Annotated in this window: 13 protein-coding genes and 4 pseudogenes; 9 read left to right on the top strand and 8 right to left on the bottom strand. The window is 70.3% G+C overall.

Annotated elements, in window-relative coordinates; genetic code table 11:
- Positions 1-69: 69 nt before the first annotated feature.
- Positions 70-725 (bottom strand): annotated as a pseudogene (locus ACZ51S_RS16595) (CoA transferase subunit B).
- A 1-nt stretch (position 726) separates the two neighbouring features.
- Positions 727-1509: a CoA transferase subunit A gene (locus ACZ51S_RS16590; RefSeq protein ID WP_468961222.1), complete on the bottom strand. Its 783-nt coding sequence runs from the start codon at positions 1507-1509 to the stop codon at positions 727-729.
- Positions 1510-1940: 431 nt separating this feature from the next.
- On the opposite strand from ACZ51S_RS16590, the gene ACZ51S_RS16585 reads away from it, so the two are divergent.
- The 5 genes from ACZ51S_RS16585 (at position 1941) to ACZ51S_RS16565 (ending at position 9590) form a co-directional block, all read left to right on the top strand.
- Positions 1941-3368, top strand: coding sequence for a 3-hydroxybutyrate oligomer hydrolase family protein (locus tag ACZ51S_RS16585; protein ID WP_468961220.1), 1428 nt, complete (start codon positions 1941-1943; stop codon positions 3366-3368).
- A 251-nt stretch (positions 3369-3619) separates the two neighbouring features.
- Positions 3620-4363 (top strand): 3-hydroxybutyrate dehydrogenase, encoded by a 744-nt coding sequence (locus tag ACZ51S_RS16580; protein WP_468474671.1) that lies wholly within the window; start codon positions 3620-3622, stop codon positions 4361-4363.
- A 55-nt stretch (positions 4364-4418) separates the two neighbouring features.
- The gene (locus tag ACZ51S_RS16575; RefSeq protein WP_468474469.1) at positions 4419-5813 is read left to right on the top strand and encodes an MFS transporter; all 1395 of its coding nucleotides are present in this window, start codon (positions 4419-4421) and stop codon (positions 5811-5813) included.
- A 141-nt stretch (positions 5814-5954) separates the two neighbouring features.
- Positions 5955-7901, top strand: a complete 1947-nt coding sequence (locus ACZ51S_RS16570) for a helix-turn-helix domain-containing protein (protein ID WP_468803214.1) — start codon at positions 5955-5957, stop codon at positions 7899-7901.
- A gap of 468 nt (positions 7902-8369) precedes the next feature.
- Positions 8370-9590 (top strand): extracellular catalytic domain type 1 short-chain-length polyhydroxyalkanoate depolymerase, encoded by a 1221-nt coding sequence (locus ACZ51S_RS16565; protein WP_468961217.1) that lies wholly within the window; start codon positions 8370-8372, stop codon positions 9588-9590.
- Positions 9591-10838: 1248 nt separating this feature from the next.
- On the opposite strand, the gene ACZ51S_RS16560 is transcribed toward ACZ51S_RS16565, so the two are convergent.
- Entirely contained in the window at positions 10839-11360 is a 522-nt protein-coding gene (locus ACZ51S_RS16560) for a hypothetical protein (RefSeq protein ID WP_468803212.1), read from the bottom strand.
- Between the two features lie 514 nt (positions 11361-11874).
- Here ACZ51S_RS16560 and ACZ51S_RS16555 point away from each other — a divergent pair.
- Positions 11875-12291 carry a CBS domain-containing protein gene (locus ACZ51S_RS16555; RefSeq protein ID WP_468803211.1) on the top strand — a complete coding sequence of 139 codons (417 nt, stop codon included), beginning with the start codon at positions 11875-11877 and terminating at the stop codon, positions 12289-12291.
- Positions 12292-13042: 751 nt separating this feature from the next.
- On the opposite strand, the pseudogene ACZ51S_RS16550 reads toward ACZ51S_RS16555, so the two are convergent.
- Both ACZ51S_RS16550 and ACZ51S_RS16545 read right to left on the bottom strand, forming a co-directional pair.
- Positions 13043-13638 (bottom strand): annotated as a pseudogene (locus ACZ51S_RS16550) (helicase associated domain-containing protein); the annotation flags it as partial.
- Between the two features lie 237 nt (positions 13639-13875).
- Positions 13876-14619 carry a nucleotidyltransferase domain-containing protein gene (locus tag ACZ51S_RS16545; RefSeq protein ID WP_468961214.1) on the bottom strand — a complete coding sequence of 248 codons (744 nt, stop codon included), beginning with the start codon at positions 14617-14619 and terminating at the stop codon, positions 13876-13878.
- Here ACZ51S_RS16545 and ACZ51S_RS16540 point away from each other — a divergent pair.
- A complete protein-coding gene (locus ACZ51S_RS16540; RefSeq protein ID WP_468803210.1) occupies positions 14611-14970 on the top strand; it encodes an ATP-dependent DNA ligase in 360 nt (119 codons plus the stop codon). The two genes, ACZ51S_RS16545 and ACZ51S_RS16540, sit on opposite strands and share 9 nt — an antisense overlap.
- Before the next feature lie 106 nt (positions 14971-15076).
- Complete coding sequence (locus tag ACZ51S_RS16535; RefSeq protein ID WP_468803209.1) at positions 15077-15523, top strand: DUF6228 family protein; 447 nt, start codon at positions 15077-15079, stop codon at positions 15521-15523.
- A gap of 68 nt (positions 15524-15591) precedes the next feature.
- On the opposite strand, the pseudogene ACZ51S_RS16530 reads toward ACZ51S_RS16535, so the two are convergent.
- From ACZ51S_RS16530 to ACZ51S_RS16520, 3 genes and pseudogenes are all read right to left on the bottom strand, one after another.
- Positions 15592-15795 (bottom strand): annotated as a pseudogene (locus tag ACZ51S_RS16530) (ATP-binding protein); the annotation flags it as partial.
- A gap of 671 nt (positions 15796-16466) precedes the next feature.
- Positions 16467-17657, bottom strand: coding sequence for a PP2C family protein-serine/threonine phosphatase (locus tag ACZ51S_RS16525; protein ID WP_468803207.1), 1191 nt, complete (start codon positions 17655-17657; stop codon positions 16467-16469).
- Between the two features lie 145 nt (positions 17658-17802).
- A pseudogene (locus ACZ51S_RS16520) lies at positions 17803-18749 on the bottom strand (PP2C family protein-serine/threonine phosphatase).
- Positions 18750-18845: 96 nt separating this feature from the next.
- On the opposite strand from ACZ51S_RS16520, the gene ACZ51S_RS16515 reads away from it, so the two are divergent.
- Positions 18846-19343 (top strand): MarR family winged helix-turn-helix transcriptional regulator, encoded by a 498-nt coding sequence (locus tag ACZ51S_RS16515; protein ID WP_468961211.1) that lies wholly within the window; start codon positions 18846-18848, stop codon positions 19341-19343.
- Positions 19344-20489 lie beyond the last annotated feature (1146 nt).

Genomic DNA, 20489 nt, shown 5'->3' with positions numbered 1-20489 from the left:
TCTTGGCGGCTCGGGATTCCATCACGTGGGTCGAGGGACCCGGTCGCCGGTGCGGTGCTTGCTGTTCGATCAGGCGGTGGCCGACAGGAGCCGACCGGGCACGACCAGCTTGGCGGCCGTCGCCGCCCTGACGTCCTCGACCGTCACGTCGGGTGCGAGCTCCGCCAGCTCGAACCCGCGGGGCGTGACGTCGAGGACGGCGAGGTCGGTGATGACCCGCTGGACGACGTCGCGTCCGGTGAGCGGCAGCGTGCACGCCTCCACCAGCTTGGGCCTGCCGTCCTTGGCCGTGTGCTCCATGAGGACGATGACCCGCCGTGCTCCGTGGACCAGGTCCATGGCGCCACCCATGCCTTTGACCATCTTGCCGGGAATCATCCAGTTCGCGAGGTCACCGGTGACGGACACTTGCATGGCGCCGAGGACGGCGGCGTCGATGTGACCGCCGCGGATCATGCCGAACGACAGCGCGGAGTCGAAGAAGGACGCTCCGGGCAGGGTGGTCACCGTCTCCTTCCCCGCGTTGATCAGATCGGTGTCGATCTCGTCCTCGGTCGGGTAGGGGCCGACACCGAGGATGCCGTTCTCCGACTGGAGCACCACTTCGGCTCCGGGCGGCAGGCAATTGGGGATCAAGGTGGCAGGCCGATGCCGAGATTGACATACGTGCCATCGGTCAGTTCCCGGGCGGCCCGGGCGGCCATCTGCTCGCGGGTGAGCGCCATGTCAGGCACCGACTTCCTGCTGGATACGGACGGTGCGGCGTTCGATGCGCCGCTCGGCTGCGGGGTCACCGGGATGGACGCGGACCACGCTTCGGACGAACACGCCGGGCAGGTGGATCTCGTCGGGGTCCAGTTCGCCGGGTTCGACCAGGTGCTCGACCTCAGCGATGGTGATCTTGCCGGCCATCGCCGCCAGCGGGTTGAAGTTACGGGCGGAGGAGCGGAAGACCAGGTTGCCGTGGCGGTCGCCGATGGTGGCCCGCACCAGTGCGTAGTCGGTGGTGATGCTCTGTTCCAGCAGGTACTCGGTGCCGCCGAAGACGCGGCTCTCCTTGGGCGGTGAGGCCACCGCGATGCAGCCGTCCGGCCCGTAGCGCCAGGGCAGCCCGCCCTCGGCCATCTGGGTTCCGGCGCCGGCTGGGGTGTAGAAGGCGGGGATGCCCGCGCCCCCGGCGCGCAGTCGCTCGGCGAGGGTGCCCTGGGGCACCAGCTCCACTTCCAGTTCCCCGCTGAGGTACTGGCGGGCGAATTCCTTGTTCTCTCCGACGTAGGAACTGGTCATCCGGGCGATCCGGCCCGCCCGCAGGAGCAAGCCGAGGCCCCAGTCGTCCACGCCGCAGTTGTTGGAAACGATGCTCAGCCCGGTGGTGCCCTGGCGCAGCAGCGCGTCGATCAAAGCGCTCGGTATGCCGCACAGACCGAATCCGCCGACGGCGAGTGAAGCCCCGTCCGGGATGCCTCTCACCGCCTGGGCGATGTCCGTGACCGTCTTGTCCAGACCCATGCGACCTCTCTTCGTCACCGATGCTGCTCGACCGGATTGCCGCTGAGCCTAGGAACCCCCGACCGCCCCTCACCATGGCTCCCACTCACACAGCCAGAGCCCCGGCTATGGCAAACCCTGCGCCTGCCGCCCCGGAGCCTCCTCGAGGCGATGGCCACACCACCGCCGACCCAGTTGTCCGTCACCCACATGAGGGAACGCCTCAGGTGGTGTGCTCACCCATGCAGGGTTTCCCTCGGTCTCGAGCGCGGCGGCCAGTTCGGTGTGGCTCTGCGTCCTCCACTCCTCCGGCGGCAGCCTCGGCCGTGCGGGCGCGGTATGGCGGTGAGGACCTTCCCCCCGCGCCTGATCATGGTGGGCGCACCCGTATCCGCTCGGTGTCGCTGCCGCCTAGCCTCCGCCCGTCGCCTGTCCGCAAACGGAGGTACTCCATGGCCCCGCCCCTCACCACGAGTGCGCGCCCACGTCTGCGCACCACCATTGCCACCCTGTTCCTGGCCTCGCTGTCCTTCGCGCCGACGGCGACGGCCATGCCGTCCAGCCCGGCACCCGTAGGGGACCATCACTGCACCGGTCCGGCGCGAGTCACGGTCCCCGGGGCCGCGTACCAGCGGGCGAGCTGCCTGAAGGAGCTGACCACGGCGGGCACCGTGGAATCCGGTCACACCGATCCCGCCGACTGGGCGGGACTGACCCCGAAGGACCTCGCGACCCCGAGCGGCGTGCCCGGAATCCAGATCGACGGCTACTTCCCCGACACCTCCACCACCAACACCAACCACGGCTGGAACCACGACGCGCAGTTCGTGATCCGCCTGCCCGACCGCTGGAACGGCGGTCTGGTCGTGGCGGGCACCCCGGGCAACCGTGAGCAGTACGCCAACGACCGGGCCATCGCCGACTGGGTACTGTCCCGCGGCTACGCCTACGCCGCCACCGACAAGGGCAACACCGGGCTCGCCTTCCACCGCGACGGCGACCGCCCGGGCGACGCCATCGCCGAGTGGAACACGCGCCTGACCCAGCTCACCCGCGCGGCGCGCGCCGTGGTCGCCAAGCGCTACCATCGCCCGCCCGCCCGGACCCTGGCCACCGGGATGTCCAACGCCGGCTACCTCGTGCGCTGGCAGCTGGAGAACCATCCCGAGCTGTACGACGGCGGCGTGGACTGGGAGGGCACGCTCTGGCGTGCCGGCGGGCCGAACCTGCTCACGTTCCTGCCGCCCGCCCTGCGCCACCACCCCGCGTACGCGGCCGGCGGGCCCGGCGCCGAAGCGGCGCGAAGGGCCATGCACGCCGCCGGGTATCCGGCCGGGTCGGAGTTCCTGTGGCCCTATCACCACAAGGTGTACTGGGATCTCACCCAGCGCATCTACCGCGAGGAGATCGACCCCGGCTTCGACGGCCCGACGGAAGCCGGCACCCCGTACTGCGCACCGGGAAGCCCGGCCTGCGACGCGGACTACGACTACGCCTCCCGACCCGCCGACGTGCACCGCGCCGTCGCGCGGATCGCCCTGACCGGCCGTATCGGCAAACCCCTGATCACCGTCCACGGCACCCTGGACGTGCTGCTGCCCATCGCCCGGGACTCCGACGTGTACGCCCGCATGGTGCGCCAGACCGGCCGCGGCGAACTGCACCGCTACTACCGCATCGAGGGCGGCACCCACACCGACTCCCTGGTGGACGCCTTCCCGGACCGGCTCCGGCCGCTCGTCCCGTGTCACCGCTCGGCGTTCACCGCCTTGGAGGGCTGGCTGGCCCACTCCCCGCTGCCACCGGCCAGCCGAACCGTGGCCCGTCCTCCCACGGCCGACGCGGCGACGCTCCTGACGACCTGCCCCCTCGATCGCTGAGACACCACGCCCGCCGCGAGCGACGCCTCCAGCGGGCCCTGGAGGGGCCACGTATACCAATCGGTGTGGACAAAACCCCCACTTCAAGCGTGGGTGTGGGAGTGAGCGCCACCTTCCGGCCGGCCATTGTGGTGGTGGTTCCCATAGGAGAGCCGGTGAAGGTGACTCTACTGTTTCCGGCCATGACCAGGGAATTCGCATCCTCGCACTCGTCGGCGCCGGTGGCCTCGACCCTCTCGGCCGCAGGCGGCGTGGACCTGTCCGGCCGTGCGGCACTGGTGACCGGCGGCGGCAGCGGCATCGGCATGGCGTGCGCCGCCGCCCTCGCCGCCGCCGGCGCGGACGTCCACGTGGTCGATCTGGACGCCGAGAAGGCCAAGACCGTCGCCGCCGCCATCGGAGGGATGGCGCATACCGCGGACCTGGCCGACCCGGCCGTCATCGACACGCTGCCCGCTCAGATCGACATCCTCGTCAACAACGCCGGGCTGCAGCACGTCGCTCCCCTCACAGAGTTTCCGCCGGAGCGCTTCGCGCTCATGCAGCAGGTGATGGTCACCGCTCCGTTCCTGCTGATCCGCCGGGTGCTGCCGCACATGTACGCCGCCGGGTGGGGCCGCGTGATCAACATCTCCAGTGTTCACGGACTGCGCGCCAGCGCGTACAAGTCCGCCTACGTCACGGCCAAGCACGCCTTGGAGGGCCTGAGCAAGGTCACCGCCATCGAGGGCGCTCCGCACGGCGTGACCAGCAACTGCGTGAATCCCGGCTACGTACGTACCCCTCTGGTCGAGAGCCAGATCCAGGACCAGGCGGCGGCGCACGGCATCAGCGCCGGCGATGTCCTTTCCGACGTCCTGCTCTCCCGCGCCCCGGTCAAGCGGCTCCTGGAGGCCGAGGAGGTCGCCGCCGCCGCACTGTGGCTGTGCGGACCGCACACCAGCTACATCACCGGAACCTCGCTGTCACTCGACGGCGGCTGGGGAGCGAACTGACCCGCTGCCCCCCACTCCGCCCCCCGCCTTTTCCCGCACACGAAACTGGTGACACATGTCCGACGCCCCGGCCACCGCCGCTCCCGGCCGCTCGCCCGGGATCGCCCGCATCGTCAGCGCGAGCCTGATCGGCACCACCATCGAGTGGTACGACTTCTTCCTCTACGGCTCCGCCGCCGCGCTGGTGTTCAACACGCTCTTCTTCCCCACCGCCGATCCGCTCGTGGGCACTCTGATCGCCTTCATCACCTACGCGATCGGGTTCGCCGCCAGGCCCCTGGGCGGAGTGGTCTTCGGCCACTTCGGCGACAAGATCGGCCGTAAGAAGCTGCTCGTCATCAGCCTGCTCATGATGGGCGGGGCCACCTTCGCGATGGGTCTGCTGCCCACCTACGAGACGATCGGCATCGGCGCGCCGATCCTGCTCACCGTGCTCCGCCTGATCCAGGGCTTCGCCCTGGGCGGCGAATGGGGCGGCGCGGTGCTCATCGTGTCCGAGCACGGAGGCGACAAGCAGCGCGGCTTCTGGGCCTCGTGGCCGCAAGCGGGTGCCCCGGGCGGCAACCTGCTGGCCACCGGCGTCCTCGCGCTGCTCGCCGCTGTCCAGTCGGAGGAAGCTTTCACCTCCTGGGGCTGGCGCATCCCGTTCCTGCTCTCCGGCGTCCTGGTCCTGATCGGCCTGTGGATCCGCGTCTCCGTCTCCGAATCCCCTGTCTTCCTCGCCGCCAAGGCCAAGGCCCAGGCCGACGCCGCCCGGGGGATCAAGGAGAAGGCGCCGGTGGTCGAGGTGTTCCGCCGCAGCTGGAAGGAGGTCCTCACCGCCATCGGCACCCGATTCGGCGAGAACATCTCCTACTACGTGCTGACCGCCTTCCTCCTCGTCTACGTCACCACCCACCTCGGGCTGCCCAAGAGCACCGCGCTGAATGCCGTACTGATCGCGTCGGCCGTCCACTTCGTCACCATCCCGCTGTGGGGCGCGCTCTCCGACCGCATCGGCCGCAGGCCGGTCACCCTGATCGGCTCGGCCGGCATGGCATTGTGGGCCTTCGCCTTCTTCGCCCTGATCGATTCGAAGTCGTTCACGGTGATCACCCTGGCGGTGACCGTGGGCCTGCTGCTGCACGGTGCCATGTACGGTCCGCAGGCCGCCTTCATCTCCGAGATGTTCGACACCAAGGTCCGCTACTCCGGTGCCTCGATGGGCTCCCAGCTCGCCTCCATCGTGGCCGGCGCACTGGCGCCGATCATCGCGGTCGAACTCCTCAGGGAGTACGACTCCGCCACCCCCGTGGCCCTGTACCTCTGCCTGGCAGCGGTGATCACCACAGTGACCGTCGCCCTCGCCAGGGAGACCCGCGGGCGGGACCTCGCCCGTGACATGGCGGCCGGGTCCCCACGCGAGGCGCGTCGGCCGGAGCGGGCGGCGGCCGGCACGGACACGGTGTGAGCTGACGAACCGCCGCCCGCCGCACCTGGAAGGAACGCGGCGGGCAGCGGCCGAAGCACGTTCGGCTGCACCGCACCTGACACGAAATCCGCACCTCACAGGCGGCCAGGCCGGACACACCGGGACGAAAGGAGTGCCATCATGGCCACCGTGGACGACCGCACGTACCGCGCAGCGGCACACAGTGCGATGGTGGCACTCAAAGAGCTGCTGACCCTGCTGACCTCCGGAGCACCCGTCGAGCAGTTCACGCGCCTCTCGGGTGACGTCTCCACCACGCAGCTTCCGCCAGAGGAGCGGTCCCTCCTCGCGGACGCCACACGGATCGCCCTCGAGATCCGCCGCACCCTCGATCAGCACCGCAGACGCGAGGCCGAGCTGGCCGCGCTCTTCGACACCGCAAGCGACCTCGCGGCCCTGTGCGACCTGGACGCCGTCCTGCGCGCCATCGTCCACCGGGCCAGAACCCTGCTCGGCACCGACGCCGCCTACCTCTCCCTCAACGACCCCGTCGCCAAAGACACTTACATGCGCGTCACCGACGGATCGGTCTCCGCGCGCTTCCAGCAACTGCGCCTCGGCATGGGCGAGGGCCTGGGCGGACTGGTGGCCCAGACCGCCCGCCCCTACACCAGTGCCGACTACCAGACCGACCCCCGCTTCAAGCACACCCGGGCCATCGACGAAGCGGTGCTGGAAGAAGGGCTGCGCGGCATCCTCGGCGTGCCCCTGCGCGTCGGGAAACGCGTCATCGGCGTGCTCTTCGCCGCCGACCGCACCACCCGCGACTTCCCGCCGGAAGCCATCGCCCTGCTCACGTCGCTTGCCGACCACGCCGCCGTCGCCATCGACAGCGCGCGCATGCTGGAGGAGACCCGCACCGCTCTGGTCGACCTCAACACCGCCAACGAGACCACCCGGGCCCACAGCACAGCGCTGCGCCGCGCCGCCGACGCCCACGACCGGCTCACCGACCTCGTCCTGCGCGGCGCCACCGTCAACGACCTGGTCCGCGAGATCGCCGCGCTGCTCGGCGGCGGCATCGCCCTCCACGACCCGGACGGCGCGGAAACGGCCCGAGCCGGCACCGACCCCCTCACCCCGTCCCCCCAGGGCATCACCGCCTCCCGCACCGGCGGCCGTGCCGTCCCGGTGGACGGCACCTGGGTCTGCGCCGTACTGGCCGGCTCCGAACTCCTCGGCAGCATCATCCTGACCGGCCGCGCCGACCTGGCCGACGCCGACCGCCGCCTGTTCGAACGCGCTGCCCTGGTCGCCGCCCTCCTCCTGCTGCTGCGCCGCACCGTCGCCGAGGCGGAAGACCGCGTCCGCGGCGAACTCCTCGACGACCTGCTCACCTGCCACCGGCCCGGCGGAGGCCACGACACCGGAAGCCTGACGCTCCGCGCCCGCAAACTCGGCATCAACCTCGCCCAGCCCCACGCCGTGCTCACCCTGGACACCGACGACAAACCCCGCTCGCACCTGTTCGCAGACGCCGTACGCAGCGCCCGCTCGCTGGGCGGGCTGGCGGGAATCCACGACGGCCACATCGTCCTGCTCGTTCCCTCGTCGGAGCCGGGCGCACTCGCCGCCGAACTGGCCAAAGACCTCGGGAAGACCTCCGGCATGCCCGTGACCGTGGGCTCCGCAGGACCGGCGACCGGCCCAGAACAACTCCCCGGCGCGTACATGGAAGCCGGCCGCTGCCTGAATGCCCTGCACTCCCTGGGCCGTACAGGAGACGGGAGCGACATCGCCGGACTGGGCTTCCTCGGAGTCCTGCTCGGCGACCGGTCGGACCTCAGCGGCTTCCTGCAGCGCTACCTCGGTCCTGTCCTCGCCTACGACGAGCAGCGTGGCACCGAGCTGGTCCGAACGCTCGACGCCTACTACGCGAACGGCGCCAGTCTCTCCAAGGCCAAGGACGCCCTGCACGTGCACGTCAACACCGTGGTGCAGCGGCTGGACCGGGTCGCCCAACTCCTCGGCGACGACTGGAACACCCCCACCAGGGCCCTGGAACTGCAGCTGGCTCTGAGACTGCACCGCCTGAGCGGCCACGAGCCCCACCCCCCGAGTCCTTGAGCAGCCGCAAGCCCCACGCCCGAGGCCGGAGCCGCCCAGCAGCGCAAGATCCCCTTTGCGCTGCCTGCCGGCGACCCCGGACGCCTAAAACTGACGCGCGCGTCCGCCCGGATCCGCTGGGCCCGTGCGTCGCTCCGAGGAAGGCGATGCGGGTCGGGTGGAAGTGCTCGGCATGGTCCGTCCCAGGAGTCCCGTCAGTTCGGCCACGCCGCGTTGTGCCTCCGCAAGGGGACGGGCCGACAACGCCGCCACCGATCAGGGCTCGAGCTGCGCGGTCGAATTCCGTAAGGAGGCAGGGCCGTGAAGGCAGGCCGCGGGCCGACGAAAGTCCACGCATGGGGCTCGGCACCACCGAGGCGATCGGGATTGTGGCGGCCCTTGCCAAGGCGCGGACGCCACGGCCACCCCTAGTTTTCAGGCAACCCGTGAGGGTCGTCCTCACAGAGCCGCACATGGAGGTCTCCCCCCATGCCATATCCCCACCCCCTGCCCGCAACCCGCCGACCAGCAGCAGCGTTCGCCGCGGCACTGGCCGTCCTGCTGCTCGCCGTACTGTCCGTCGTGTCGTCTTCCGGCCCGGCCCGCGCGGCAGGCACTCCCCAGGAAGTGACGGGCTTCGGATCCAACCCGGGCAACCTCCGCATGTTCCGCTACGTGCCCCCGGGAGTGTCCGCAGGACGCCCCGTCGTGGTCGCCCTCCACGGCTGCAGCCAGAACGCCTCGGGTTACGCGGCCGGCACGGGCTGGCTGGAGCTGGCCGACACGTACCAGTTCTCCGTGGTCCTGCCGCAGCAGCAGTCGGCGAACAACCCGAGCTCCTGCTTCAACTGGTTCGAGTCCGGTGACACCCGGCGGGACGCCGGGGAGGCGCTTTCGATCAAGCAGATGGTCGACCGCACGAAGCAGGACAACAGCTCGGCAGGCGCCTACGTCAGCGGCCTCTCGGCGGGCGGGGCCATGGCCGCCGTCATGCTGGCGGCCTACCCCGACGTCTTCTCGGGCGGGGGCATCATCGCCGGCCTGCCCCACGGCTGCGCGAACTCGGTATCCCCCGCTTTCACCTGCATGAGCCCCGGCGTCAGCAAGAGCCCCAAGGAGTGGGGGGACAAGGTCAGGGCCACGTACTCCTACTCCGGACCGCGCCCGAAGGTCTCCATCTGGCAAGGCACCGCGGACACCACCGTGGCACCCATGAACGCAACCGAACTCATGGAGCAGTTCACCAACGTGAACGGCACCGATCAGACACCCGACACCACGGACACGGTCACCGGCCATCCCCACCGGGTCTACGGCGGCACGGTGGAGACCTACCAGATCACCGGGATGGGGCACGGACACCCCGTCGACCCGGGCACCGGACCCACCCAGTGCGGCACCGCCGCCGCCTACATCCTGGACGTCAACATCTGCTCCGCGTACCACCTCGTCCAGTTCTGGAACATCGACGGCAGCTCCTTCCCCGCCCCGACCCCGACCGGCACGAGCACGCCGACGCCCACGCCGACCAGCACCCTCCCGCCCTACTCCGACACGGCCTACGGCACGGCGACCGACCACTACGTGGCACGGCGCGTCACGGTGGACGAGTACAACAAGCTCGGCGTCGCCCACGGCTACAACGCCCCCTTCACCCTCTACCAGTGCGCAGCAGGGTGGACCGACAAGCCGGACTGTTCACCCATCTGACCCACGAGACCGCCGGCCGTACCGGGCTCGCACCTCGCTCAGGGCACGCCTCCCGGTGACATGCTCCACCAGGCACTTCCCGGGAAGCACGTCGGCGCCTCGTACGTAGCCCAGACGCCCCGTGCGGCCGTCCGACCCTCCCCGGAGGCGTGTGTCGGCACCAGCCCCGACCGGTCACTCACGGCGGCCGCCGGGGCGCCCGCCCCCGCGTAGGCGGATCCGACTGCCGCCATGCCACGAGCGACTTCTTCCACGGCGAAAGACTGAGAACGTAGCCAAGAGGCCGGGCACCGTTGGGTGGCCGGCCTCCCTGACGTCCGTGGAGATCCGCCATACTGCCTCGGCGGGCTGCCGCATCGCAGCGCTCATCATGATCTGACGGCTGCCACGATCTCCTCTCCTGGAACTCCAGGAGTGCCCCACCCGAGCTGGGCATGAGGGCGCAACTCCACCCCAGCGCCCGGGCCGGGGGCCGACGGGTCGCCCATGCGGGACGGGCCATCCTGCCGCTGTTGGTCAGCGAGCGCCCTAATCGACGTACCGGTAGGACGTCGACCTGCCCGAGGACGGGCCGATCCGCTGGGAAGGTGGGGGCCCGAGGTGTGGACGGCCGACATCTGACGCGCGACGTCTGGCCGACGCAACGGCGTCAGGGCCGTACTGGTACTGGCAGGCCTCGTCCCAGGAGAGGAAGCCGCTGCTCCTGATGGGCGTCGTGCTTCCGTCCGCGCGTACGCACTGCCAGTCCTTGACGGTTCGGACTTCCTGCTGCAACCGCGAGGCGGCGAACCCTTTGTACCGGCAGTAGGCGTAGAGGTTGAGCGGGCCGAGCACTGTGGGTGCCGGTTTCGTTTCCTCGAATGGCCAGACGCGAGGGGGAGCGAATACGGCGGCCTACGCGCCCACCACGGCGGGCAGCCCGACCACTACGCGTCCGACGCTCCCGAGGGCCGTCCAGATCCGACTCAGCGTGTCAAATGGCCTGAGTCTTTCCGTATGCAGGCGAGCGCGGTCAGGCAGCTTCACGGTAGTCAAGGGGCGGACCCAGGACGTAGACGACGCGTTTGGGTAGGCGCCCGATTGACCGGCGCGGAGAGTACAAGCGCCGGTTTCAACCCCTGTGGCGTACCGCCTCCCGTTCTCGTGAACAGCGACATTCCGTCGGGTTGGGTGCCTGCCGAAGTCGTGAACAACTGACTTCACAACCCGTGAATAAAGCCAGGTGGACACAGCCCGCGCCCGGCCCGGTCACGAGCCGGCCCATTCCTGTCCGAGTGCGGCGAGTGCGGCGAGTGCGGCGAGCTGGTCGGGGTGGAGCGTGCTGGGGCATGTCGTGCCGGCGACGTGGGAGGAGACGGCCCTGTTGCTGGTGACCAACGCGGTATGCCAGCGGCCCGGGCTGCCGCAGGGCGCACTGCCCGGCGTCGCGCGGTCCAGGCCGCTGGCGGTGGCCGGCAGGGTGCCGGTGCTGTCGAGCAGGAGGTGGAGGTGGTGGGGGAGGGGGCCGGTGAGGATGAGGTCGTGTCTGTTGCGTGCGTCCAGGAGAGCGTGCACGAGCGCGGAGTCGGCGAAGGAAACGTGGCTGAGGGTCTCTCGCAGGACGTCGGTGGTGTCGCTGTCGGACTCGGCCCGTGCGCGGATGAGTGTGTCGTGGGGCTGCTTCTCGCAGATGGCCGCGGACAGCGGTTCGCTCTGGTCACGGCTTCGGCTGTCGGGGCCGGGCCCGGGGGAAGGGGTGTGGTGGCCGACGGGCATGGCTGCCGCTCTCAAGGGTTCGAAGGCCTTTCCTTACCGCGCCCGACCGAGGGAAAGAAGTGTGCTGCGCCGGGCCGCACGATTGAAGGAGGCCGCACCGAAGTGTTCCCAGGTAGGGGGACACGGCAGCGCGGATACCGGCAATGGCCATCTACAACGTACCTCCGCCGCTAGCCGGCCACCGCCCGCATGGCACGCACCTGTGATTCAAGCAAATTGCGCGTCGCTGACCTGCGGCGCTGTCGGGCTGGAGGCCGTTTTCCTTCTCCGCCCCGGACCAGAGCCGGGCGGGTGAAGGTGTGCCTGCCCAGGTCATGTCCGGGCACCGGGTCGAGGCGCTGACCGAAGAATGGGGGACCACCAGAGGGTATGACGAGGAAGGACCACGCCGACGGTCACGACGCAACCAACAGCCGCCTGCGCACCTGATTCGGATACCCCGCAGCGGGCACCCGGCTCCATGTCCCTGCGCCCGGCCGGCAACCGTGGCGGGCGGGCACCGACGACATTGCATGGAAGGAACCAGTTGATGACGAAGGCACGCGAGATCATGACGGGCGGCGCGGAGTGCATCGGCGCCGAGGAGACGGTCCTTGAGGCCGCGAAGAAGATGACGCAGATGGGAGTGGGCGCGCTGCCGATCTGCGGGACGGACGACAAGCTCAAGGGCATGCTCACCGACCGCGACATCGTGGTGAAGGTCCTCGGAGCCGGCAAGGACCCGGCCCAGGTCAAGGCCGGCGAACTGGCCCAGGGCGAAGCGGTCACCATCGGCGCCGACGACGACGCCGCCGAGATCCTGCGCACCATGAGCGAGCACCAGGTACGGCGCCTGCCGGTCATCGACGGCCACCGCCTCGTCGGCATCGTCGCCCAGGCCGATGTCGCCCGCGCCCTGCCCGACCCCCAGGTCGGCGACCTCCTCCAGGCCCTCTCCACCGACTGACACCCACAGGCTGGTGGGGCGGGGGCGGTACGGTGCCGTCACCGGAGCGGTGTCCTCCGCCCGGGCGGCGCCGCGCCGGTGACTGCCGGCACGGCGGTGATGTCCTGATTGCTCAGGCGCGCGGGGCCGGGTCAGGCCGCGGGCCCGGCGGTTTCGGTTGACTCCTCGCCGAGAGCGCTGATCGTCCACGGGAACGACCTTCGGCCAGAGTGACCACCAGTTCCCGGCAGGTGTCGCTGGGCGTGACCAGGGAGCAGAAGGCAGGCCTGTCGGAAGCGGTCCCGGTTCGCGAAGGGGCCGGGCATGCGGTTTCCACCCGGGTCTCGGGTGATGCCCTGCTGGTGGGGTGGGCACCTGCTGACAAAAGGGGGAGGGAGGGCAGGTGCCCACCGGTGCGGCGGCCGGGGAGCCGCTCAAAGCCGCGGCCGCCTGCCTCCACCGTAGAACGCGCCTTCGTGGATCCGCATGTGAGATCAGCTGCGGGCCCGACCGCCCCGGTTCGCGGTCACCATTACGCGCGAGCGCCGCGAGGCCCCGCCGTACGCCTGCGGACCCCTCCGCCGTACAACGGGCTCTCCCAGACAGAGCGCGTTGGTCCAGCCAGGGCGACCGCCGTCGCGCCCTCTCGGTCTGCCCACCAGGCCGCGCATACGCGCACCCCAGGACCACCTCCGGCGGCCCTCTGCTGCTGAGAGTCATGCCTAGGATGCACGCATGGGCATGGGGGAGATCATCGGGGGACTGGCCGAGGAAGCCGAGCGGTAGATCCGGGATCAGGCGTGGGAGTCTGCTGCTGGAGCCAGTGTTCGATGTCGTCGCCGTCCATCAGCACGCCGGGGGCTATGTCGGGCAGCTGGCCGTCGGCGACGAGCAGGTCCGCGAGGACGCGCTGGTGCCGCTGCCAGTCCAGCGGCCAGGGGCAGTTCCAGTCCTTGCCGATCGCGGCGAGCTGCGCGGCCCGGGTCGCCGCGGTGTCCTCGTCCTTCCCGAGCCCGTCCTTGGCGCCCTAGCGGCGGAGGTGGCCATCTACTGGCCGATGGGCACCATGGCGTCGTCCTCGCCCCACATCGCGTCCTGCCGGGGTGCCGGGTGGCCGGTGGCCCGCCGATAGGACCGGAGCACGGCGAGCTTGGCCTCCCACGCCTCCTCACCGGGCTCCCACACCATCCCGGCCTCCGGCGCGTCCAGCAGCACCTTGCGACGCTCCTCGAGCTCCCCGGTGCGCAGGGCCTTGCGCTGCTGGTGCACCCACCGCCCCGGCGGAAACGCCTTCGTGACGCCGACCTCGGTCTCAGTGTCATACGGGACGGCATGCAGGCCGGTGCGCGATGACCCCTGACGCCACCGTGGTGCCCTGGACGGATGACGCACAGGCCGGGCCCGAGCCACCTGGCCCCTTGGAAGGGAGAGGCGGGGGGTGAGGGAGGTCCTGGGGTGACGGTGTATCCGCACGTGGAGCTGATGCTGACGCAGGCCGCAGAGTCGGTGCCGGGCCCGGTGCTGCGCGCAGGGGTGGCGTTTGAGCAGGAGTTATGGACAGGGTTGCCGGCTGTCCGGTGTCCGCTGCGGTGTCGGCGGTCTGCGTCAGCGCGTCGCGGCAACCGGGTCGACGGGGCCGTTCCAGGTCCTGCGGTAGCCCTCGCGGAGGGGGCCGCCGACGAGGCCGAGCACCGTCGATGCTGCGCTGATCAGTGCTGTGGGCTCGCCTGAGCCGCACAAGTGGAGGTGTCCTTCGAGAAGGGCGGCTCCGAGCTGTGGGTCGGCTTCCAACAGGCGGCGGGGAAACCACTTCCCGCCGCCGATCCAAGCGTGATGGTGGTCGCAGAGCAGATCGGCGGCGGTGCTGACCACGTACCCGGCCACGGCCAGACGCTCGACGGGGTCGCTCGCATCAGCGAGGTCGTCCAGCGCATCCGTCAGACCGTAGCGTTTGGTATCGGCCGTCTCGGGTTCCAATGCAGGCGGACCTTGACGAAGGTCCGCTTCGGCCAGAGCGCGAGCGCGCTCGGCTTCGCCGTCGGTGTCGATCAGGACGAGACCGGAGGCGTACATGTTCTGAAGCACCGCCCGCCGTGCGGCGACGTCTGCGGCGAGGAGCTCCAGGAGACCGGTACGGGTGTGGACGAAGAGTTCCACGACACGGTCCTCGAACCGGATCGTCTCCCGGCAGGTCGCGCCGCCGTCCTCGATGAGCACCGCGATGTCCAGGTCGCTGCTGGCAGTGGCTCTTCCGGTAGCCGTGGAGCCGGCGAGGACGACGGAGAGCGCTTCGGGGAAACGGCTGCGGACGAGACGTCGCGCCTGGTCGATGGGGTCTACATGCTGCATAAGCGACAGAGTGCCAGGATCCTTGAGCTGGCGGGCGGGGTGGTGCTCCAGACCAGGCGCGGGTCTCTTGCGCAGGACCGGTTTCCGGATCTGGTGGCGGCCGCCGAGCAGCTTCCCGGCGGCCTGGTCCTGGACGGCGGGCTGCTCGTCTGGGACGTGGAGGCGGGCCGGATCTCGTCCGAGACGTTGCAGCGCGAGGCCGCCGCCCGAGGCCGCAGCGCCCCTTCTCTGGCTGCCGGGTGGCCGGTCTGCTTCGTCGCCTTCGACGTTTTGCAGCGGGACGGGGAAGACCTGGTGCACCACCCTGGCTGCGTAGGTAGCGACGGGGGAACACTCCTCGGCGTCTTCTGAGAACGGCCGGCTGGTGGGGGTATGGAATGTTGATGAGAAGTAGCAACGTGCTGCCGCGTGGGAACCGCGGTGACGACTGCTCTGCGGGCCTCGTATTGTTTGGCGCGTGAGTGTGTTCGATGTGCCCGCAGAGTGGTCCGAGCTCGTTGTGCGTAGCCCGAGGACACCATCGACGTATGTCCGGCTCTTCGACTGGGCCCGGTTGGACGAACACGAGGTCGCCTTCGCGGTGGAGGCCGTGGCGGATGGACTGCGCGCGCGGCTCGACTCGGTGAGCATCTCGGTGTGGGACAGGGCTGGAGACCTGACCGAGTTCCTGGACGGTCTGGCGGGGGATTTCCGGGGCTGGGAAGGGGAAAGGTCGTGGGTGACCAATCAGCTCGTCCTGACGGCGATGTTCCAAGCCGGTGGCCACGCGCAGCTGAGCTGGCGGCTGCGCCCTGGGGTGTTCGCTGAGGATGAGTGGGAGTGCTCTGTGACCACGACCCTCGAAGCAGGAGAGCAGCTGTCGAGGCTTGCCGCCGACGTGCGGAGCTTCCTCCGCCAGGGATAGGCCCGCCTTGCCGTCGTAACGGAAGCAGGCTGTTCCGTGGTGTCGTCGGCAGAAGCAAGTCCCAGACGTCAGCTGACTGCTTGCTGTTCTGCGCGTGCTCGGGTGGTTGCCAGTCGGTAGGAGCCGGTGCCGGTCTCGATGATGCTGCCGCCGAAGGTGAGCCCGTCGACGATTGCCACGCAGAGGCGGGGATCGGTGAAGGTCTCGGTCCAGCCGTGTGAGGAGGAGAAGGACTCGCTGGAGGCGACGGCGACGCTTTGCTGGTCGAGGCGAGCCCATCTTGGGGGCCCGCTCAGCCTGCCCGGGGCATCGTCGGCAACATCATTCAGACCGGCAGCGACTCCTACCGACTCGCCAGCGGGGCCCGGGCGGCGGGCCAGGCGCGGTTACCCAGATTCAGGTGGCGGGCGACTGCTTCGCCGCCGGGCGGCCCCCGCACTCAGGGGTCCGGCGCGCGGGTTCCCGAACCCCGCGTGTCCTGGTCGGCCGGGAGGGGGAAGCCGCCGAGCTGCTCGGCCTGGTGGCCCCCGGCGGGGCCCGCACCGTGGTCGTGGCCGGGCGCTGTACGTCTCCCTGCGCGGGTACGCCCCCGGCGGTGGGGGCGGGGGGTCCGAGGAGACCGTCATCGCGCTGCTGGAGCTGCTCGGTGTACCGCAGGCGGACCTGCCCGCCACGGACGGTCGGCTGGCTCGCTGCAGGTCCGAGAGGTTCAGGTGGTGACTGGGCGGGCTCGGGCACCTGCCCTCCGGCCGCGGCCTGCCCGTTCTCGCCCCTTCATTGAGTCCCACGGTGAGGACGACGCCTCCGTACGGGGTGCCTCCTGCGACGGTCTCGCCCTCGTCTTGCTCGCCCTTGTGGCTGTCTGGTGCCGCTGAACGGCTGCCGGACCTGGCGCTGGGCCATCTGGGAAACGACTGCCCGGCGCGCGTGCCCGCGCTGCCGGTCAGTTGGGCTGCTCGGACCGCTGTTCGTCCGGGGCGCCCATCCAGTCAAGGCAGACCACCAGGGTGTCGTCGTCCAACGGCACTTCTTCGTGGAAGCCGAGGAGGTCGATTAGTACAGCGCCGGGGACCTGGGGGGCCGGCAGCAGACGGGTGGAGGTCAGTGCCCGGGCCAGGGCGCGGTTTCCGTACTCTTCGCCCTTCGCGGTGGCGGCGTACACACCGTCGCTGGCGAGCAGCAGGCGGTCCCCGGGGAGTACGGAGAACCGCTCCGGTGTGTAGTAGGTGTCCTCGCCCATGCCCAAGGGCAGCTGGGGTTCGAAGCGGAGGGGTTCGACGTTTCCCGCCCGCAGGCGCCAGGCCCGGGGGGAGCCGGCGTCGACGACCTCGCCCTCACCGGTCGACAGGCTGATGCGGAGCAGGAGGACGGATACGTAGGCGCGACCCTGGTACTGGGCGTACACGGCCTGGTCGGCCAGGCTGGCCTGGCCGGCGAGGTCCAGGCCGGCGCGGCGGGCGTTGCGGAGCGCGTTGACGGCGAGGTTCGTCAGGAGGGCGGCTTCCATGCCCTCGTCCATGCCGTTGGTGACCGTCACGGTCAGGTCGTCGGCGGAGACCGACCAGTCGTAGTTGTCGCCCAGGATCGCGTACGCGGGTTCCAGGTGGCCGCCTAGGGAGAATTCCGGGCGGGAGCAGGCCCGGCCGGGAAGGAGCTGCCACTGCATCTCGGCCGCGAGGGTGAGCCGGGCAGCGCGGCGGGCCAGGACGTAGAGGTCCGTGTCGCGCTCGGCGACGAGGATCTCGTGGCCGAGCGCTTCGCAGATGTGCTGCAGCTCGGGGAGCACGGAGCCGTTGAGTCGGCTTTCGGGCAGCAGGACCGACAGGACACCCATCCGATCGCCCCGGATGGTGATCGGGAGGTGGATGTCGACGCCCCCCGTGGGCGCGTGGGGTTCAAGTACAGGTTCCTGGGCTCCGAAGGCGCGGCCCTGGGGGCTTGCGTGGATGGGAACGGGGGCGGTGGCGTAGGGCACCCGTTCCACTGACTGCAGGGAGTGCAGGCCGTAGTCGGCGAGACGCAGTTCCACCCGCTCGGCACCGTACTGCTCGGTCAGGGCGGAGGTCACGATGTCGAGGAGGGCGTGGGGTGCACCGGCGCGCAGTGCCCGGTCCACGCCGGTGATTCTGTCCACGGCAGCGCTTTCAGTGGAGGGTCACGGGAGGCACCGGTCGGTACGTCCCGCTCTCGTCACCGCTCGACGGTGAGCGAAGTGTGCGACGCGCTCTTTGGCGTCTCGTCTTCACCCATTGTAGATCGCGCGGCCGGGACGGCGGTGGTCAGCTGCGACCGTGCCAGTCGAGGCAGACGACCATGGCGTCGTCCTGGGCCTCGCTGGGCCCACGGTGTCCGGCGATCTCCTGCAGCACCGCGCGGGATACCTGGGGGAAGGAGGAGACGGGGAAGAACAGCCGGTCGCCGGGGAGCACGGTGGAGGGCTGAGTGGTGTAGTGGGGGTGCTCGAACATGCCGAGGGGGAGTTGTGCTTCGAGCTCGATGGGCTCGGTCTTGCCTTGCCGCACGCGCCACATCCCGGGCGAGCCCGCGTCCACGACCTCCACGGTTCCGGTCGCCAGATCGAAGCGCAGCAGGAGGGCTGAGAGGTGGGAACGGCCCTGGTACTGGCCGTAGACGGCCTGATCGGCGAGGGACAGTCCTGCCCGGCGGGCGTTGCGGAGGGCGTTGACGGCGGGGTTCGTCAGGAGCGCGACCTCGATGCCCTCGCCCATGCCGTTGGTGACGGCGAGGGCCAGATGGTCCTCCGAAGTGGACAGTCGAAGTCATCGCCGTAGATGGCGTACGGGTTGGACTGGGCGCCGATCTCGAACTCGGCGCGGGCGCGGGAGCGGCCGTGCAGCAGCTGCCACTGCATCTCGGCGGCGAGGGTGAGCCGGCTGGCCCGGCGGGCCTGGACGTAGAGGTCGGTGTCGCGCTCGGCGACGACTTTTTTGTGACCGAGAATTTCGGCGATGCCCTAAAGTTCCCGCTCCAGGTGCGGGGTGTAGTCGGGGAAGCGGACCGTGAGGACGCCCAGGCGGTCGCCGCGCACGCTGACCCGGTGTGGGGAAGGCGGTGGACCGGTTGCAGTATGGTCATCGCGTAAATCGGCCATGAGCAGGTCGACGGACACGGCCGCGCAGGAGGCGGAGAGCGCGGTCTGCACTGCTTCGAGAAGGCGTGGGATGGTGCCCCGCGTAGCGCGCTCCACACCCAAGAATCTGTTCACCGGTCGAACGCACCTGTTCGGGAATGATCAAAAGGAGCGAATGGCCTCATGTCTCAGCGACTGACAAGGCCGTTGCGGAGTGTCACAGTTGAAGGCATGCATGCCGAGACTTCGCATGGCGCGGACCGGGATGCGGCTGCCCGGGCCGCCAGGGAGGTCATCGAACTGCTGGAGGTCTTGTGGAGCAAGGGCCGGGATCTGACCTCGACGACTCCGGTCTCCTCCTCCCAGCTGCGCGTGCTGTACGCACTGAGCCAGGACCAGCCGATCAACCTGCGGACCCTGGGTGAGGTGCTGGGCTCGGCCCCGCCTTCGGTGAGCCGGATGTGCGACCGCCTCGACGCCCTCGGCTTCATCGTCCGCTCCGCCAGCACTGCCGACCGACGCGAGCTGGAACTGCGACTCTCCCCCCGCGGCGCAAGCTACCTCAAGGACCTCCGCGCCCGGCGCGAGGCCGCCCTGCTCGACGTCATCTCCGCGATGCCGCCCGCCCGGCAGACCGCCCTCACAGCCGGCCTGGACAGCTTCCGCCAAGCCGTCGAAGCCCGTGATGCGGACGGTGATGCCCCGGGTGAGGCCGCGGGCACCGCCTGACGGTCGCGCACCGGAGGTACGTCGTCCGCTTCACTGCACCTGCCATGTCTCGTGAGCGCGCGCTCACCCGGGGGTGGGGCCGCGCAGTCGTAATCGCGCGACGCTAGGGTGTTTGCTGTACGCACAGTTGTCAAACGGCAATTTTTGCCGCGTAGCAAGTATGCGGCTTCCCGAGGTGCCGCCCGCATCATCCCCGCTCAGAGGGCCGCGGGCTCCGGGAGGTCTCCTTCGGCGTCCGAGTACGCGACGCCCCTTGGCTGAGGCCCATGGCGGCCAGGTCCTCGATGGTCTTCGGGTCGGCAAGGCGAGGACGGAGACCGCCTCGCGTCCGAGGTCGCGGTGTGTCCGCAGGGGCCAGGGGGCCCCGCCGCTGCGGCGGGGGCGGGGCTTGCGGCGGCGCCTGAGGCTTTCGGGATGTCGGCTGTCGCCGTTGATGGACACAGTGAGTCCGAGGCCCGAGGCCCCGATCGACAGCGCGAGCCCCGCAGGTAGGGGCGCTCTGCCTGGCCGCGTCCGGGGAGGTCCAGTGCGCCGACGGGTTCGCCGTCGCGGCGCGCGACCCAACACGGACCGGACTCGTCATCGACGGCCTGGGGCACGGCCCCAAGGCCGCCGCCACGGCCGGCGCGCCGTCCGCACCTTCCTGCCCATCGCCCACCACCGCCCGCACGACACCCTCGCCGCGCTCCACCGGGCGCTGCGCCGTACCCGGGGCGCTGCCGCGGCCGTGATCCGGTCCATCACGACCGCACCGAGTTCTGCGACGTGGGCAACATCGGGGCGGTCACCTGTTCCTCGCACGGCATCGACCGGCAGCTCGTCGGACCGCCGGGGATCGGCGGGTACACCATGCCCTCACCGAGTGTGACCGTGGAGCCGACCGGGCCCGCCCACACGGTGCTGTCACACCCGACGGGATCGACCCCTCCTGGACCCGGCACAGCCCCCTGGCGTTCCTGCGGCTCCCGCCGGCCCGGCTGGCCACCTCGCTCGCCCACCCCGCCGCCGGGACGACGCGACCGTCCTCGCCTTTGCTCCCACCAGGGGTGACATGTTCCGCGACACCTTGCGCACCCTGACCGCCGTCCAGCGCACCACCCGGCGCCTCGTGCTCGCCCACCGGTTGTGGGCCGAGCAGCGGGCGCG

The sequence above is a fragment of the Streptomyces sp. NPDC034043 genome, from assembly GCF_055575675.1.
Note: the sequence above shows the minus strand (reverse complement) of the source record. Positions and strands in the feature narration are given on the sequence as shown.